13 protein-coding genes are annotated in these 15,038 nt (G+C 69.7%); 8 read left to right on the top strand and 5 right to left on the bottom strand.

Annotated elements, in window-relative coordinates; translation table 11 throughout:
• Positions 1–221 precede the first annotated feature (221 nt).
• A complete protein-coding gene (locus KUG43_RS05705; protein WP_216907008.1) occupies positions 222–2,618 on the bottom strand; it encodes a cation-translocating P-type ATPase in 2,397 nt (798 codons plus the stop codon).
• A 58-nt stretch (positions 2,619–2,676) separates the two neighbouring features.
• Here KUG43_RS05705 and KUG43_RS05700 point away from each other — a divergent pair, with 58 nt between their 5' ends.
• Complete coding sequence (locus KUG43_RS05700; protein WP_286194428.1) at positions 2,677–4,671, top strand: amylo-alpha-1,6-glucosidase; 1,995 nt, start codon at positions 2,677–2,679, stop codon at positions 4,669–4,671.
• On the opposite strand, the gene gad is transcribed toward KUG43_RS05700, so the two are convergent.
• Positions 4,637–6,034 (bottom strand): glutamate decarboxylase, encoded by a 1,398-nt coding sequence (gad, locus tag KUG43_RS05695; RefSeq protein ID WP_216907006.1) that lies wholly within the window; start codon positions 6,032–6,034, stop codon positions 4,637–4,639. The two genes, KUG43_RS05700 and gad, sit on opposite strands and share 35 nt — an antisense overlap.
• Before the next feature lie 48 nt (positions 6,035–6,082).
• Here gad and KUG43_RS05690 point away from each other — a divergent pair, with 48 nt between their 5' ends.
• The 6 genes from KUG43_RS05690 to KUG43_RS05665 are packed head-to-tail and all read left to right on the top strand — an operon-like array spanning position 6,083 to position 12,206.
• Positions 6,083–6,706 (top strand): AraC-like ligand-binding domain-containing protein, encoded by a 624-nt coding sequence (locus KUG43_RS05690; protein ID WP_216907004.1) that lies wholly within the window; start codon positions 6,083–6,085, stop codon positions 6,704–6,706.
• Positions 6,707–6,766: 60 nt separating this feature from the next.
• Positions 6,767–7,072 (top strand): helix-turn-helix transcriptional regulator, encoded by a 306-nt coding sequence (locus tag KUG43_RS05685; protein ID WP_216907002.1) that lies wholly within the window; start codon positions 6,767–6,769, stop codon positions 7,070–7,072.
• Positions 7,073–7,086: 14 nt separating this feature from the next.
• Positions 7,087–7,641: a DUF4334 domain-containing protein gene (locus tag KUG43_RS05680; RefSeq protein ID WP_353617939.1), complete on the top strand. Its 555-nt coding sequence runs from the start codon at positions 7,087–7,089 to the stop codon at positions 7,639–7,641.
• Positions 7,642–7,700: 59 nt separating this feature from the next.
• Positions 7,701–8,636 (top strand): oxidoreductase, encoded by a 936-nt coding sequence (locus tag KUG43_RS05675; protein WP_216907000.1) that lies wholly within the window; start codon positions 7,701–7,703, stop codon positions 8,634–8,636.
• A gap of 51 nt (positions 8,637–8,687) precedes the next feature.
• Positions 8,688–11,693, top strand: a complete 3,006-nt coding sequence (gene uvrA, locus KUG43_RS05670; protein ID WP_286194427.1) for an excinuclease ABC subunit UvrA — start codon at positions 8,688–8,690, stop codon at positions 11,691–11,693.
• Positions 11,694–11,696: 3 nt separating this feature from the next.
• The gene (locus KUG43_RS05665) at positions 11,697–12,206 is read left to right on the top strand and encodes a tellurite resistance TerB family protein (RefSeq protein ID WP_216906999.1); all 510 of its coding nucleotides are present in this window, start codon (positions 11,697–11,699) and stop codon (positions 12,204–12,206) included.
• A 4-nt stretch (positions 12,207–12,210) separates the two neighbouring features.
• Here the strand turns inward: KUG43_RS05665 and KUG43_RS05660 are convergent, their stop codons facing one another.
• Both KUG43_RS05660 and purT read right to left on the bottom strand, forming a co-directional pair.
• Entirely contained in the window at positions 12,211–13,140 is a 930-nt protein-coding gene (locus KUG43_RS05660) for an LCP family protein (RefSeq protein ID WP_353617938.1), read from the bottom strand.
• Between the two features lie 135 nt (positions 13,141–13,275).
• The gene (purT, locus tag KUG43_RS05655; RefSeq protein ID WP_216906995.1) at positions 13,276–14,481 is read right to left on the bottom strand and encodes a formate-dependent phosphoribosylglycinamide formyltransferase; all 1,206 of its coding nucleotides are present in this window, start codon (positions 14,479–14,481) and stop codon (positions 13,276–13,278) included.
• Positions 14,482–14,542: 61 nt separating this feature from the next.
• Between purT and KUG43_RS05650 the strand changes: the two genes are divergently transcribed.
• The gene (locus KUG43_RS05650; protein ID WP_216906993.1) at positions 14,543–14,734 is read left to right on the top strand and encodes a 5'-phosphoribosylglycinamide transformylase; all 192 of its coding nucleotides are present in this window, start codon (positions 14,543–14,545) and stop codon (positions 14,732–14,734) included.
• Positions 14,735–14,765: 31 nt separating this feature from the next.
• Here KUG43_RS05650 and KUG43_RS05645 read toward each other — a convergent pair whose 3' ends face one another.
• Positions 14,766–15,014 (bottom strand): hypothetical protein, encoded by a 249-nt coding sequence (locus tag KUG43_RS05645; RefSeq protein ID WP_216906991.1) that lies wholly within the window; start codon positions 15,012–15,014, stop codon positions 14,766–14,768.
• Positions 15,015–15,038: the final 24 nt, after the last annotated feature.

Raw genomic sequence — 15,038 nt, 5'->3', positions numbered from 1 at the left:
TGGCTGGCGCTGAGTATCAGCAGAATTTAACCAGCTAAAATCCTTCCTAGCACGGAAAGCGCGGTTTCCCATTCCAGCCGAAGCCCAGGCATCCTGCCAGGGCCAGGAGCAGCCGACGGAACCCACTCGATGGCGGGATCTCAGCTGCTGTCGATTGCGGAGTGCTTTGAAGATGGCCAAGATGTATTGATTGCGTTTTTTGGATCATTCGTTTGGTGACTTCAAGGCTTTTCAGAAGGATTCGCTAACTTGGAGATTGACGGCCTCAACCTGCAGCGATCCGCCACCGCCGCCAGCAGAAGGGCCACTGCGGTGGTGATCAGCAGCGTGACGATCTGGGAAGCCTGCAGGGATGCCAGGCTCAGCAGCCGTTGCAACCGGGGAGTGGCCATCAGCAGCAGCCACAAGCCCAGGCCGATGCCGGCGCCGGCGGCGGTGATGCGGCTGTGGGGATCCCCGTTCAGCCACACGAGCCCGCCGCCGGCGAGCAGCAGCAGCGAGAACACCAGGCTGCGGCGTGATTCGGTGTCCGTGTCGGGCCAGAAGGCCAGCACCAGGGCGGCCACCATCACCACGGCCCCCTGGCTGAGGGAATGGCGCCAGGTGTCGGGGCCGAACAGGGGCGCCTCCGGCGGGCGGGGCGGCTGCCGCATCAGGCCCGGTGAGGCCGGCAGCGCCTCGAACACCACCGTGCAGGCCGGATCGATCACCAGATGCAGCAGGGCGATGTGCATGGGCAGCAGGATCAGGGCCTGGCCCGGCAGCAGGAGCGGCACCAGGCCGAGGGCGGCGATCGGCAGGTGGATCGCCAGCGTGTAGCCCAGGGCCCGGTGCAGGTTGGCATCAACCCGACGGCCCAGTTCCAGGGCCTGCACCAGATCGCTGAAGGTGTCCTGGAGCAGCACCAGGTCGGCCGATTCCCGCGCCACGGCGCTGCCACGCTTGCCCATCGCCACGCCGATGTCGGCGGCCTTGAGGGCGGGGGCGTCGTTGACCCCATCCCCGGTCATGGCCACCACCTCACCGGCGGCCTGCAGGGCGCGCACCAGCTGGAGCTTCTGCTGGGGCATCACCCGGGCGAACACCGACACCGCGCCGATGCCGGCCGCCAGCGCCTGCGGGGTGAGGGCCTCCAGCTCGGGGCCGGTGAGCACCGGTCCCGGCGGCAGGCCCGCCTGGTCGGCGATTGAGCGGGCCGTCACCGGGCTGTCGCCCGTGATCATCACGACGCGCACCCCTGCGCCCCGGGCCGTGGCGATCGCCGCCGGCACCTCCGCCCGCAGCGGGTCCGCCAGGGCCAGGAAGCCCACCGGCTCGAAGGGGTAGTCGTGCACGTCCTCGGGCAGGCCAGCACCGCTGCTGGACGCCTGCCCCCCGTGCACCGGCACACCATCGAGCCCGCGGGCCACCGCCAGCACCCTCAGCCCCCGGGCGGCGAGTCCATCGGCGGCGGCCAGCAGGGCGGCGCTCCGCTCGCCGTCCAGGTGGCAGAGATCGGCGATCGCCTCGGGTGCCCCCTTGGCCGCCAGCTGCAGGTCCCCATCGCCGTCGCGCCAGAGGCGCGAGAACACCAGCAGATTGCTCTGCAACGGGTACTCCCGTTCCAGGGGCCAATCGGGATGCAGGTGTTCGGTGTCATCCAGCTGGTCGGCGGCCAGGCGCTGAATCGCCTGTTCCATGGCATCCACCGGATCGCCACGGCTGGCCAGCACCGCCAGCTCCATCAGTTGGTGGTGAGACTCCTCCAGGGGCGTGCCGGCCTGCCAGTTCTTCAGATCCGGCCAGGTGAGCAGCTGCTGCACCCCCATGCGGTTCTCGGTGAGGGTGCCGGTCTTGTCGACGGCCAGCACCGTGGCGCTGCCGAGGCTCTCCACCGCCGCCGGCCAGCGGGCCAGCACGCCGATCCGGGCCAGGCGCAGGGCGCCGAGGGCCAGGAACAGGGCCAGCACCACGGGAATCTCGTTGGGCAGCACCGCCAGGGCCAGGGCCAGGGCGGCCAGCAGCGCTCGGGGCCAGTCGCCGCTCGATGCGCCCTGGATCACGGCCAGCGCGGCGCAGAGGGCCAGGGCCGCCAGCGAGAGCCGGGTGGTCAGCTGCCGGGTCTGGCGCTGCAGCCGGGTGAGAGGCGGCTTGACCGTGACCAGGCTCTTGCCGAGTCGGCCCAGCTCCGTGGCTTCGGCCACGGCCACCACCGTGGCCCAGCCCCGTCCTCCCGCCACCAGCGACCCCGCCAGCACCTGTTCGCCGGGTTCCGTGCGGGCCACTGGCAGGGATTCCCCCGTCAGCAGGGACTCATCCAGCCACAGCCCCACCGCCTCGGTGATCGCGGCATCGGCCGCCACCCGATCCCCCTCCTCCAGGCGCAGCAGATCGCCCAGGCGCACCTGATCGGTCGCGAGCTCCAGGTCCTGGCCATCGCGGCGCACATGGGCCCGGGGTGCCGACAGGCGGGCCAGTTCCGCCAGGGCGTGGCTGCTGCGTTGCTGCTGGACGGCATCGAGCAGGCTGATGCCCAGTACGAACGCCAGCAGGATCGCCGCATCGATCCATTCCCCCATCAGGCCGTAGAGGAGGGCGCAGGCCAGCAGCAGCAGATTGGTGGGCTCGAGCCAGGACATCGGCTTGCGTCGTTGCGTTCTTTCCCAAGCTGAGCCGTCCGCCCCCACCGGAGAGCCAATGACACCAACCTCAACGCCCATGTCGCCGCGGGTGGCCGTGGTGCGTTTCGGCAGCGAGATCTGCGGCGATCCCCGCCTGGCCGCCGAGCGGGAGTGGCTGGTCACCAACGGCCTCGGCGGTTACGCCATGGGCACGGTGTCAGGGGCGCCGAGCCGCAGCTACCACGGCCTGCTGATCGCGGCCCTGGCGCCGCCGGTGGAGCGCACCCTGCTGCTGAGCCAGCTGCAGGAGTCGGTGGATGGGGATCCGGACGGCTGCGGACCCCTGCGGATCGTGTCCTTTGCCCTGGAGGGCACCGTGCCCCGCTGGCGCTTCGCCTGGGGGGAGACCCTGCTGGAGAAGCGAATCTGGATGGCCCAGGGGGCCAACACCACCCATGTGAGCTACCGGCTGGTGCGCGGTGGCCCGATCCAACTCAGCCTGACGGCCTGGGTGCAGCACCGCTCGCCCCACGGCGGCGAGCGTCCCTGGCTGACCCTGGCGTCCCTGGCCAGGGGGGTGGAGGTGCGTCCGCTGGCGGCGGCGCCGTTCGTGTTGCTCAGCGACCGGGGCCACTGGTGCCTGGAGGAGCCCCCGCTCTGGGTGGAAGGCGTGCCCCTGGTGGCGGAGGCCGAGCGGGGGCTGGCGAGCACGGCCGAGCACCTGAGGGCGGCCACCCTCACCGTCACCCTTGGCGATCCACACCCGGGCGTCACCGTCGTGGCCAGCACCCGCCGGGACGCCTGCACCGACGGTGACCGGGCGCTGGCTGAGCGCCGCGACCACGAGGACGGGCTGCTGCGCTCCTGGGTCGCCGCCCAGCCCGCCCTGGCGCCGGCCGCACCCGCCTGGATTCGCCAGCTGGTGCTGGCGGCCGATGCCTTCGTGGTCGAACGCGCCCCGGAGGGCGCCTCGCTGATCGCCGGCTACCCCTGGTTCAACGACTGGGGTCGCGACACGATGATCAGCCTGGCGGGGCTCACCCTGGCGACGGGCCGCTGCGAGCGGGCCGAGCGCATCTTGCGCACCTACGCAGCCCATAGCAGCCACGGGCTGATCCCCAACAGTTTCCCCGACCGGGCCGACCAACCCCTGGATCAGCGCGCGTACAACACGGTGGACGCCACGCTCTGGTTCTTCCAGGCGCTGGCGGAGCACCGGCAGGCCAGTGGCAGCGACGCCCTGGTGCGGGACCTCTTTCCCCAGCTGGAGGGGATCGTGGAGCACCACGTCGCCGGCACCTGGTTCGGGATCCGCATGGATCCGGCCGATGGACTGCTGGCCGCCGGGGAGGGGGAAACCCAGCTCACCTGGATGGATGCCAAACCCAGCGACCGGGCCATCACCCCCCGCCACGGCAAGGCGGTGGAGGTGAATGCCCTGTGGATCAACGCCCTGCGCTCCATGGCCGGCTTCTCGCGGGTCACCGGGGCTGATCCGGGCCGCTGGCAGGCCCTGGCGGACCGGGCCGCGGCGGGCTTCCAGCGTTTCTGGAACCCCCGGATGGGCTGCTGCTTCGATGTCATCGATGGCCCCTCCGGCTGCTCTGATGGGCGGCTGCGGCCCAACCAGCTGCTCGCCCTGTCGCTGCCGGAGCCCCTGCTCAGCCCGGCCCAGGCCGCCAGCGTGCTGGCACTCTGCGGCCGGCGGCTGCTGACGCGCCACGGGCTGCGCAGCCTGGATCCGGCCGATCCCGACTACCGCGGCCACTACGGCGGTGACGCCCAGCGGCGGGATCGGGCCTACCACCAGGGCACGGTGTGGGCCTGGTGGCTGGGGCCCTTCGCCCTGGCCCATTTCCGGCTGCACGGCGATGCGGCCCTGGCGCTGTCGTTCCTGGAGCCCATGGCCGATCACCTGGGTGCGGCGGGACTGGGCAGCCTCAGCGAGATCTTCGACGGCGACGCCCCCCATGCCCCGCGCGGCTGCATCGCCCAGGCCTGGTCGGTGGCCCAGGTGCTGGCGGCCTGGACGGCAATCAGTGGTGAAACCCCGAGAGCTGCGGGCCGTTGAGGGCGCTGTGCCCGGGGTGGCTCGCGAAGCCATCGAGCGACTGGCGGATGTTCTCCAGCAGCAGATTGGCCAGGTCCCGGCTGACGCCATGGCGCACCAGGATGCGTTGCACCGTGATGTCCTGGCAGTGGGCGGGAAGGGTGTAGGCCGGCACCTGCCAACCCCGCACCCGCAGCCGGTCGGCGAGGGCATAGAGGTTGAAGTTCACCTCGCTTCCCTCCCGGATCTTCCAGCACAGGGCGGGAATGCCCGATTGATCATCGCCGCTGTAGAGCATCTCGAACGGTCCCAGCCTGGCGATCTCCCGAGCCAGGTACTGGGCCGTGGCGTAACAGGCGGCATGCACCTTGCGATAGCCCTCCCGGCCCAGGCGCAGAAAGTTGTAGTACTGGCAGATCACCTGGCCCCCCGGCCGGGAAAAGTTGAGGGTGAGGTCACGCATGTTGCCGCCCAGGTAATTCACCCAGAACACCATCTCCTCGGGCAGATCGGTGGTCTGGCGCCACAGCACCCAGCCCACCCCCAGGGGCGCCAGGCCGAACTTGTGGCCGGAGGCATTGATCGAGCGCACCCGCGGCAGGCGGAAATCCCACACCAGATCGGGGGCGCAGAATGGCGCCAGGAAGCCGCCGCTGGCGGCGTCCACATGGATGGGAATGTCGAGGCCGGTGCGGGCCTCCAGGCCATCAAGGGCGGCCGCCAGCGCCTGCACCGGTTCGTACTGACCGGTGAAGGTGACCCCCAGGGTGGGCACCACGCCGATGGTGTTCTCGTCGCAGAGCTCGAGGGCCGCCTCGGGGGTCAGCAGCAGATGATCCGGCTGCATCGGGATTTCACGGTGCTCGATGTCCCAGTAGCTGCAGAACTTGTGCCAGCAGATCTGCACCGGCCCGGTCACCAGGTTGGGCCGGTCGATGGGTTTCCCCTGCCCATGGCGCCGAGCCTCCCAGCGGCGCTTCATCGCCAGACCCCCGAGCATCGCCGCCTCGCTGGAGCCGGTGGTGGAGCAGCCGATGGCCCCCTCGATCGCGGGAGCGTGCCACAGGTCGGCCACCATCCGGGCGCAGCGGGCTTCGATCTCAGCGGTCTGGGGATATTCGTCCTTGTCCTCGATGTTCTTGTCGATGCACAGATCCATCAGGGCGCGCACTTCGTCCTCGACCCAGGTCTGGCAGAACGTGGCCAGGTTCTGGCGGGAATTGCCATCCAGCATCAACTCGTCGCGGATGGCGGCGAAGACGGCGCGGGGATTGTGCTCCTTGCTGGGAAAATGGCTCTTCGGCAGGGTGACCGATAGATCGGAAGAGGAGTAGATGTCGTCCTCCAGGGAGTATCCGGTCGCCGGCTTTTCGTGGAGGGTCATCGATCGCAACGGCGTTCACCTGGCGAATTCTGGCTAGGAGCCAGGATCTTGCGCACCGCCCGTGCAGTGGCGGTTGTCCTGCCGCTTTACAACGGAACCAGACGCACCCGTGCCCTGGCCGTCCTCACGCCGCTGCCGTTGCTGGAGGCGCCGGGCCTGCGCACGGTTCTGCGCAGCGATGATTTCGGCGCCTGGGACAGCCTCATCGCCGGCAGGCTCAGCCATCACCGCAGCCGTCTGTTGCCGGGTTCACCCCCCTTAAGGGCCCATATCCGTTGGGGGGCTGTTGCGGAATTTGAGGTGCTGCTGCTCCACGGCCATGGGCGGGTGGAACTGCAGCGGGAACAGGCGGACCACGGGGTGCTCTGGCTGCCGCTCCAGGGGCTGACGCAGGAATGGGTCAACGGGGTCGAGCGGGTGGCGGAACCGGGTATGGCCCTGCTGTTCAGGCCCGGCGATGCCATGCGGGGGGTCACCAGCGACGCCATCACCGGCCTCTCGATCCTGATCCCCGGGGCCTGCCTGCAGGGTGCGTCCCCTCGCTCCCCCCTACTCGACCAGGGGCCTGTCCAGCGCCGGCTGATCGCGGCTGGTCTGCAGCTGGCCATGGCCGCGGCCTGGAAACCCCAAGGTTCCGAGCATGCTGCCGCGGACCTGGAGGAGGCGTTGTAGCAGTGGGGCCATCTTCCCGATCCTGGTCGGCTCCGGGAACGCCTCACCGCCTGTCGCTGGATGGAGGGCCACCTCTGCCGCCGCTTCAGCCTTGAGGAGCTGGGTCTGGCCATGGGGATCTCCGTTCGGACCCTTCAGTACGGCTTCCGGGAGGAGCTGGGTCGCACACCGATGGCGGAGGCGAAGCGCCTGCGCCTTGGCCGCTTGCGGCAGCTCCTCCAGGCGGCCGACCACGACCACCAAAGCGTCGCCGAACTGATGCGGGCCGCCGGACTGCTGGCCTGCGGCGCCACCGTGGCGGACGATGGCCACTGCTGGGGCGAATCCCCACGCCGCACGTGCCAGCGACGGACAATGGATCTCTGACGCGCGACCCCGCCGTGGGTTCTCCCCTTCCCATTGCCACCACTGCCGAGGCCTTCGCCCGCTTCGACGGGCTCCCGCCCGTGGAGATTCCGTTCATGCTTGGGGCGTGGACGGGGGAGAGCGTCCCCACCGGCCATCCCCTCGACGGCGCCCTGGAGGCCTTCCACTGGCATGGCAAGCGCTTCGACAGTGCGGAGGCGGTGTACCCCCTGGTGTTCACCACCCTCGGCGGCGGCCTGACCTGCCTGGAGCCGAAGGCGCTGGGGCCCGGGCTGCGGCTGAGCGACCGTTTCCCCGTCCCCAAATCAGCCCTGGCCGGCCGCCTCTTCCAGTTGCTGATGCCCCTGCTCAGCACCGCCGACTCCAGCGCCCGGCTGCGGATGACCAGCTACCGCGGCGTGGTCAGCGCCACCATGGTTTACGACCATCTCCCCATCAACGACGTCTTCCGCCGGCTGGACGATGACAGCGTGCTGGGGGTGATGGACTTCAAGGGCATGGAGACGCCGTTCTTCTTCCTGCTGCGCCGCGAAGGACCGGATCCGTCACATTCCGTTACGATTTCCTGAGGGAGGCCCGCTCCGGGTGATGGCTTTCTCCGCAACGTTCTGCCCTTCTGCTGATCACCATGCGCTGGACTGCCGCCGACATCCCTGACCAGTCCGGACGGATCGCCCTGGTCACCGGCGCCAACAGCGGACTCGGCCTGGAAACGGCCCGGGCCCTGGCCGCCAGGGGCGCCACCGTGCTGCTGGCCTGCCGTTCGCTGGCGAAGGCGGAGCAGGCCCGTGAGGAGCTGCTCACCGCAGCGTCCTCCACCGGCGCCCTCGACGTGCTGCACCTCGACCTGGCCGACCTGGCCAGCGTGGCGGCCGTCGCTGCGACCGTCTCTGAGCGCTATGGGCGACTCGATCTGCTGATCAACAACGCCGGCGTGATGGCGCCGCCCCGCCGCCTCACCCGCCAGGGTTTCGAACTCCAGTTCGGCACCAACCACCTGGGCCACTTCGCCCTCAGCCTCGCCCTGCTGCCCCTGCTGCGTGACAGGCCCGGCGCCCGGGTGGTCACCGTCACCTCCGGGGCCCAGTACTTCGGCCGCATCGCCTTCGACGACCTCCAGGGTGAGCGCCGCTACGACCGCTGGGGCGCCTACGGCCAGAGCAAGCTGGCCAACGTGATGTTCGCCCTGGAGCTGCAGCGCCGCCTGGCTGAGCAGGGCAGCCCGGTCCTCTCCCTTGCCGCCCACCCCGGCGTCGCCCGCACCAACCTCCAGCCCGCCTCCATCGCCGCCACCGGCTCCCGCCTCGAGCCCCTTGCCTACCGGCTGATGGATCCCCTCTTCCAGAGCGCCGCCATGGGGGCCCTGCCCCAGCTGTTCGCCGCCACTGCCCCTGGGGCCAAACCCGGTGGCCACTACGGCCCCGACCAGTGGGGCGGCATGCGGGGCTGGCCCACCGAAGTGCGCATCGCCCCGGCCGCCCTCGACGCCGACCAGTGCCGGCGCCTCTGGGATGTGAGCCAGGAGCTCTGCGCCAAAGCCGCCCCGCTGCCGGCCCTGGCCTGAGCCTGTCCCAGGGCTGACCCCCGTAGACTCATCGGCTGCCGATCATCCTTTATGCCCCGCGCCCGCGCCGGATCCACCAGCAAGAGCGCGGCCCCTGGAAACGGCACCTCCGGCGAGCCCCCGGAAGCCGCCCTGCGCACCCTGAACGGCGGCAGCCTCGAGGATGTGATCCGGGTCCGGGGCGCCCGCCAGCACAACCTGCGCAACGTCGATCTCACCATCCCGCGCAACCGCATGGTGGTGTTCACCGGGGTGAGCGGCAGCGGCAAGAGCTCCCTCGCCTTCGACACGATCTTCGCCGAGGGTCAGCGGCGCTATGTGGAGAGCCTCTCCGCCTACGCCCGCCAGTTCCTCGGCCAGGTGGACAAGCCGGATGTGGATGCGATCGAGGGGCTGTCTCCCGCGATCTCGATCGACCAGAAGTCCACCAGCCACAACCCCCGCTCCACCGTCGGCACGGTGACGGAGATCCAGGACTACCTGCGCCTCCTCTACGGCCGCGCCGGCGAACCCCACTGCCCCCAGTGCAGCCGCTCGATCCGGCCCCAGTCCATCGACGAGATGGTGGACCAGATCCTCACCCTGCCCGAAGGTACCCGCTACCAGCTGCTCGCCCCCGTGGTGCGGGGCAAGAAGGGCACCCACGTGAAGCTGCTGGCGGGACTGGTGGCCGAGGGCTTCGCCCGGGTGCGGATCAACGGCGAGGTGCGCGAGCTGGCCGACAACATCGAGCTCGACAAGAACCACGCCCACCACATCGAGGTGGTGGTTGACCGGCTTGTGGCCCGTGAGGGTATCAACGAACGGCTCACCGATTCCCTGCGCACGGCCCTGAAGCGTGGCGAGGGCCTGGCCCTGGTGGAGGTGGTGCCCAAGGCCAACGAGCCCCTGCCCGAGGGCGTGGAACGCGAGCGCCTCTATTCAGAAAACTTCGCCTGCCCGGTGCATGGCGCGGTGATGGAGGAGCTCTCCCCCCGCCTGTTCTCCTTCAACAGCCCCTACGGCGCCTGCCCCGACTGCCACGGCATCGGTCACCTGCGCAAGTTCACGGTGGAGCGGGTGGTGCCCGATCCCTCCCTGCCGGTCTATGCCGCCATCGCCCCCTGGAGCGATAAGGAGAACAGCTACTACTTCTCGCTGCTGTTCAGCGTTGGTGAGGCCTTCGGCTTCGAGCTCAAGACCCCCTGGAACCAGCTCACCGAGGAGCAGCGCCAGGTGCTGCTGCAGGGCAGCCAGGAGCCGATCGCCATCAAGGCCGACAGCCGCTACCGCAAGAGCGAGGGCTATGTGCGGCCCTTCGAGGGGATCCTGCCGATCCTGGAGCGCCAGCTGCGCGACGCCAGTGGCGAATCCGTGCGTCAGAAGCTGGAGAAGTACCTGGAGCTGGTGCCCTGCGAAAGCTGCCATGGCCTGCGGCTGCGGCCCGAAGCCCTGGCGGTGCGGGTGGGGCCTTACGCCATCCACGAGCTCACCTCCGTGAGTGTGGCCGTCACCCTGGAGCGCATCGAGGCCCTGATGGGCGTCGGGGCCAGCGAAGGGGCCGAGCCCCTGCTCAGCAGCCGCCAGATCCAGATCGGCGATCTGGTGCTGCGGGAGATCCGCATGCGCCTGCGCTTCCTGCTCGATGTGGGCCTCGATTACCTGAGCCTGGATCGGCCCGCCATGACCCTCTCCGGCGGGGAGGCCCAGCGGATCCGCCTCGCCACCCAGATCGGCGCCGGCCTCACCGGCGTGCTCTATGTGCTCGACGAGCCCAGCATCGGTCTGCACCAGCGCGACAACGACCGCCTGCTCGCCACCCTCACCAAGCTGCGCGACCTGGGCAACACCCTGATCGTGGTGGAGCACGACGAGGACACGATCCGCGCCGCCGACTATCTCGTCGACATCGGTCCCGGTGCCGGCGTCCATGGCGGCCACATTGTGGCCGAGGGCTCCCTCGACGACCTGCTCAATGCCGAGGACTCGCTCACCGGGGCCTACCTGAGCGGCCGCCGCTCCATTCCCACCCCCGCCGAACGCCGCGATGCCGGCAGCCGCCGGCTCACCCTGTCCAACTGCACCCGCAACAACCTCCAGGGCATCGACGTGGAGATCCCGCTCGGCCGGCTGGTGTGCGTCACCGGGGTGAGCGGCAGCGGCAAGAGCACCCTGGTGAACGAGCTGCTGCACCCGGCCCTCGAGAACCGCCTCGGACTCAAGGTGCCTTTTCCCTCAGGGCTCGAGGAACTGCGGGGCATCAAGGCGATCGACAAGGTGATCGTCATCGACCAGTCGCCGATCGGCCGTACCCCCCGCTCCAACCCCGCCACTTACACCGGCGCCTTCGATCCGATCCGCCAAGTGTTCGCCGCCACGGTGGAGGCCAAGGCCCGCGGCTACCAGGTGGGCCAGTTCAGCTTCAACGTCAAGGGCGGCCGCTGCGAGGCCTGCAGTGGCCAGGGGGTGAACGTGATCGAGATGAACTTCCTCCCCGACGTCTATGTCCAGTGCGATGTCTGCAAGGGGGCCCGCTACAACCGCGAGACCCTGCAGGTCACCTTCCGGGGCCACACCATCGCCGATGTGCTGGAGATGACGGTGGAGCAGGCCGCCGAGGTGTTCGCCGCCATCCCCCAGGCCGGCGAGCGTCTCAGCACCCTGGTGGACGTGGGGCTCGGCTACATCAAGCTGGGCCAGCCGGCGCCCACCCTCTCCGGCGGTGAGGCCCAGCGGGTGAAGCTGGCCACCGAGCTCTCCCGCCGCGCCACCGGCAAGACCCTCTACCTGATCGACGAGCCCACCACGGGCCTCAGCTTCTACGACGTCCACAAGCTGATGGACGTGATGCAGCGCCTGGTCGACAAGGGCAATTCGATCCTGGTGATCGAGCACAACCTCGATGTGATCCGCTGCGCCGACTGGCTGATCGACCTGGGCCCGGAGGGCGGCGACAAGGGTGGTCACATCGTCGCCATCGGCACCCCCGAGTCCGTGGCCGAGAATGCCGCCAGCCACACCGGCCGCTACCTGCGGCACGTGCTGGAGCAGCATCCCCCCATTCCCCTCGCGGCCTGACCCATGGCTGAACTCACCCCCGCCGCGGTCCTCTCCCAGGAGCAAGCGGCCCTGCTGCGCATCGTCTGCACCGTCGCCTGGGCCGACGGCGAATGTTCCACCGCCGAGCGGGAGTTGCTCGCCGAACAGGTGGCCACCCATCTGCACGGTGACAGCCCCAGTGGCCTCGGTGAAGCCCAGCTGGAGGCCTTTCTGGCCGAGCGGCTGCCCGTTGCCGGCCTCGATGCTCTGGTGGCCCAGCTCAGCGGCAGCGATGCCCGCCAGCTGGCCCTGAAGCTCAGCTACATGATGGTGCGGGTGGGGCGGCGCTCACCGGCGGAGCCCAGCATCAACGCCCAGGAACGGGTGGCCTACCGCCATCTGGTGGAGCTGCTCGCCCTCGGAGACGGCAAGATCGAGGAGATCGAGTGGGCCGCCGAAGCCGACCTGCCCAGGAAGGAGGGTCTGGCCCAGCTGCTGGCCGAACTCACCGCCGGCTGGCGCAGCCCCGACGACGGCCGGGGCCCCGCCTGAATCCTCAGGGCAAGGGGACCTCGCCGCTGCCGCTGGGGTGGACCTGGTTGCTGTTGGGCATCCAGTAGCTGAGGTCGTTGTGCCAGTAGAGCCGGCCTGGCACCCGCTGGGTGCTCAGCTTGGTTCTGCCGAGGGCGGACATCAGCTGGGTCATCTCGATCGGCGACAGGTCGGTGACCATGTCATTGCCGGCGATCTCCAGCAGGGCCGGCAGCTTGGCGATCGTGGCTGGTTCCGCCAGCTTGCGGAACACCTGGGCCATCACCAGCCGCTGGCGCTCCATGCGGCCCAGGTCGCCCTGTTCGTCGTGGCGGAAGCGCAGGAAACCCTCAAGGCTCTTGCCCTGCAGCAGTTGTTTCCCAGGGTAGAGATCGATGTAGAGCCCCTGGGCGTTGTCGACGTAGTACATCCGCTTGGGCACGTCCACTTCGACGCCACCGAGGGCCTCGGCCAGCTTGCTGACCGCGTCCAGGTTCACCTTCAAGTAGCGGTCGATGGGAGCCGACAGCAGGCTGCCCACCTCGTCCTTGGTGGTCTGAATACCACCGAGGGCGAACAGGGAATTGGCCTTCACCACCCCCAGCTGGGGGGACTCGATGAAGGTGTCCCGCGGCACCTGGGTGATGTGGGTGATGTCGCCGTCGAGCCGCACGGTGAACATCACGTCGGTGTTCTCGCCGACAACGTCGCGTCCGAGCACCAGAATCTGACGGTTTTCGATCGTGAGTGGATTCAGAACCGCCCCGATGCCGCGGGAGGTTGGAATCAGGCCGGCCAGAAACGGGGCGATGCGGGCTGGCAGGGGACCGGCCAGGAGCGCACCCACCGCGATACCGAGCCCGAAGGTGATCAGGGGACGGCGCCGGGAGCGGTGCTGGGCCGGAGGGCGGTGCTTCGGATCCTGCCTGGTACTGGTTTTCTCAGGGAGTGCCACGGCCCCCAGTTCTCGCCTCTGGCGTGCCTTCCGGGAGCGAGAAAGCCTCGAGGGTGAATGGGCCTGAGTCATTGTGCTACCCGCAGGGCCGCACCTTAAGTCTCAAAGTGCTGAAAAACCAGTGGTGGCGACGGTTTATCGGCTGGTCTGCACCTCCACGAACGCGGCGGCCCCATCAGCGCGTCCGCGGGCGTCCGCCTCATCGGTGCCACGGGCCAGGGCCACCCCCATCCGCCGCCAGGGCCGGATGTCGGGTTTGCCGAAAATGAGCACCTGGGTGTCCGGCACCGCCAGGGCCTGCTCCAGCCCCAGGTAGGTGGGGGCTCCGGCTCCCTGGGGGACGTCCGCTCCGGCCAGGATCACCCGGGAGGCCGCCGCTCCGAGGCTGCGGATCTCGGGGATCGGCAGCCCCAGCACCGCCCGCAGGTGCAGCTCGAATTCGTTCAGGTTCTGGCCCACCAGCGTCACCAGGCCCGTGTCGTGGGGCCGGGGCGAGAGCTCGGAGAACACCACCTCCTCGGCGCCGGGCTCGCCGCAGAGGAAGAACTCCACCCCAAACAGGCCGGCGCCGCCCAGGTTGTCGGTGACGGCCTTGGCCATCGCCTGGGCCGCCGCCAGCTGGGTCTCCCCCAGCCGGGCAGGCTGCCAGCTGCACTGGTAATCGCCCCGCTCCTGGATGTGGCCGATCGGCGGGCAGAACAGCGTGGGCCCCTGCCATTGGCGCACCGTCAGCAGGGTGATCTCGAGGCTGAAACGCAGGAACTCCTCCACGATCACCCGCGCCCCCTCCCCCCGGGCCCCGGCCATGGCCGCCTCCCAGGCGGCTTCGATCGCCTCGGGGCCGTGCACCACGCTCTGCCCCTTGCCGGAGGAACTCATCACCGGTTTCACCACCACGGGCCAGCCCAGGGGGGCCGCCGCCGCCGCCAGTTCCGCGGCGCTTTCGGCATAGGCGAAACGGGCGGTGCGCAGCCCCAGATCCCTGGCGGCCAGGTCACGGATGCGGTCACGGTTCATGGTCACCGCCGTGGCCCGTGCGGTGGGAATCACCGTGAGGCCTTCCGCCTCCAGTTCCGCCAGGGCGTCCACCGCCAGGGCTTCGATCTCCGGGATCACCACGTCGGGGCGATGGCGCCGCACCACCGCCTTGAGGGCGTCAGGGTCGGCCATGGCCACCACCTCGCTCACCTGCGCCACCGCCATCGCGGGGGCCTCGGCGTAGCGGTCGACGGCGATCACGCGGCAGCCGAGCCGCTGGGCGGCGATGGCCACCTCCTTGCCGAGTTCGCCGCTGCCCAGCAGCATCACCGTCCGCGGGAAGGGGGAGGGGCCTGGTGCCATGGAGGGGGAGCGGATCGGGCGATCCTGACGCGGCGAGCGCCCTTTCCCCTAACGTGCCGCGATGCTTCTGGCCCTCCTCCCCCTGCCCACCGGCGCTGGCCCTTTCGCCTTCAGCACCGTCGGCGATGCGGCCAACGGGGTGCTGCCCTTCGGCTGGGATGTGGCCGGCTTCCAGAAGTGGACGCTGATCTACCTGGGCGTCTCGTCCCTGGCTTTCGTGGTGGTCTGGCTGGTGGGCTACCTGCGCCGCTGAGCGTCCAGGCCCCCCACCCAACTGACGGCGCTCAGGCGCTGGGCTCGTCCAGCAGCGTGAGCTGGCTTTCGGCCGATTCCTCGCTCACGAATCCATAGGCCCCGAACACGGCGGGATCGGGGTGGGTGATGCGCTGACCATCCGGATGGCGCTCCACCTTGAAGCCCTCGCCGGCCATGCGGCGCATCAGGGCCGCCGCCTCCTCAAACCGTGCCGCCATGGCCTCCAGGCTGGCGCAGTCGGCGGTGAGGCCCGTTTCCTTCCAGGTGAAAAACGCCATGGGCCCGGGTGCGACGGAGCGATG

This window comes from Synechococcus sp. CCY 0621, assembly GCF_019038465.1.
Lineage (GTDB): Bacteria > Cyanobacteriota > Cyanobacteriia > PCC-6307 > Cyanobiaceae > Cyanobium.
This window is presented reverse-complemented; position numbering and strand designations above follow the sequence as displayed.

What these genes read in the sequence shown, in the direction of transcription:
- KUG43_RS05650 (WP_216906993.1), top strand. Translation starts at nt 14,543, where the DNA reads ATGCTTCTGGCCCTCCTCCCCCTGCCCACCGGCGCTGGCCCTTTCGCC.
- purT (WP_216906995.1), bottom strand. Translation starts at nt 14,481, where the DNA reads ATGGCACCAGGCCCCTCCCCCTTCCCGCGGACGGTGATGCTGCTGGGC.
- KUG43_RS05665 (WP_216906999.1), top strand. Translation starts at nt 11,697, where the DNA reads ATGGCTGAACTCACCCCCGCCGCGGTCCTCTCCCAGGAGCAAGCGGCC.
- KUG43_RS05705 (WP_216907008.1), bottom strand. Translation starts at nt 2,618, where the DNA reads ATGTCCTGGCTCGAGCCCACCAATCTGCTGCTGCTGGCCTGCGCCCTC.
- KUG43_RS05675 (WP_216907000.1), top strand. Translation starts at nt 7,701, where the DNA reads ATGCGCTGGACTGCCGCCGACATCCCTGACCAGTCCGGACGGATCGCC.
- uvrA (WP_286194427.1), top strand. Translation starts at nt 8,688, where the DNA reads ATGCCCCGCGCCCGCGCCGGATCCACCAGCAAGAGCGCGGCCCCTGGA.
- KUG43_RS05645 (WP_216906991.1), bottom strand. Translation starts at nt 15,014, where the DNA reads ATGGCGTTTTTCACCTGGAAGGAAACGGGCCTCACCGCCGACTGCGCC.
- gad (WP_216907006.1), bottom strand. Translation starts at nt 6,034, where the DNA reads ATGACCCTCCACGAAAAGCCGGCGACCGGATACTCCCTGGAGGACGAC.
- KUG43_RS05700 (WP_286194428.1), top strand. Translation starts at nt 2,677, where the DNA reads ATGACACCAACCTCAACGCCCATGTCGCCGCGGGTGGCCGTGGTGCGT.
- KUG43_RS05685 (WP_216907002.1), top strand. Translation starts at nt 6,767, where the DNA reads ATGGAGGGCCACCTCTGCCGCCGCTTCAGCCTTGAGGAGCTGGGTCTG.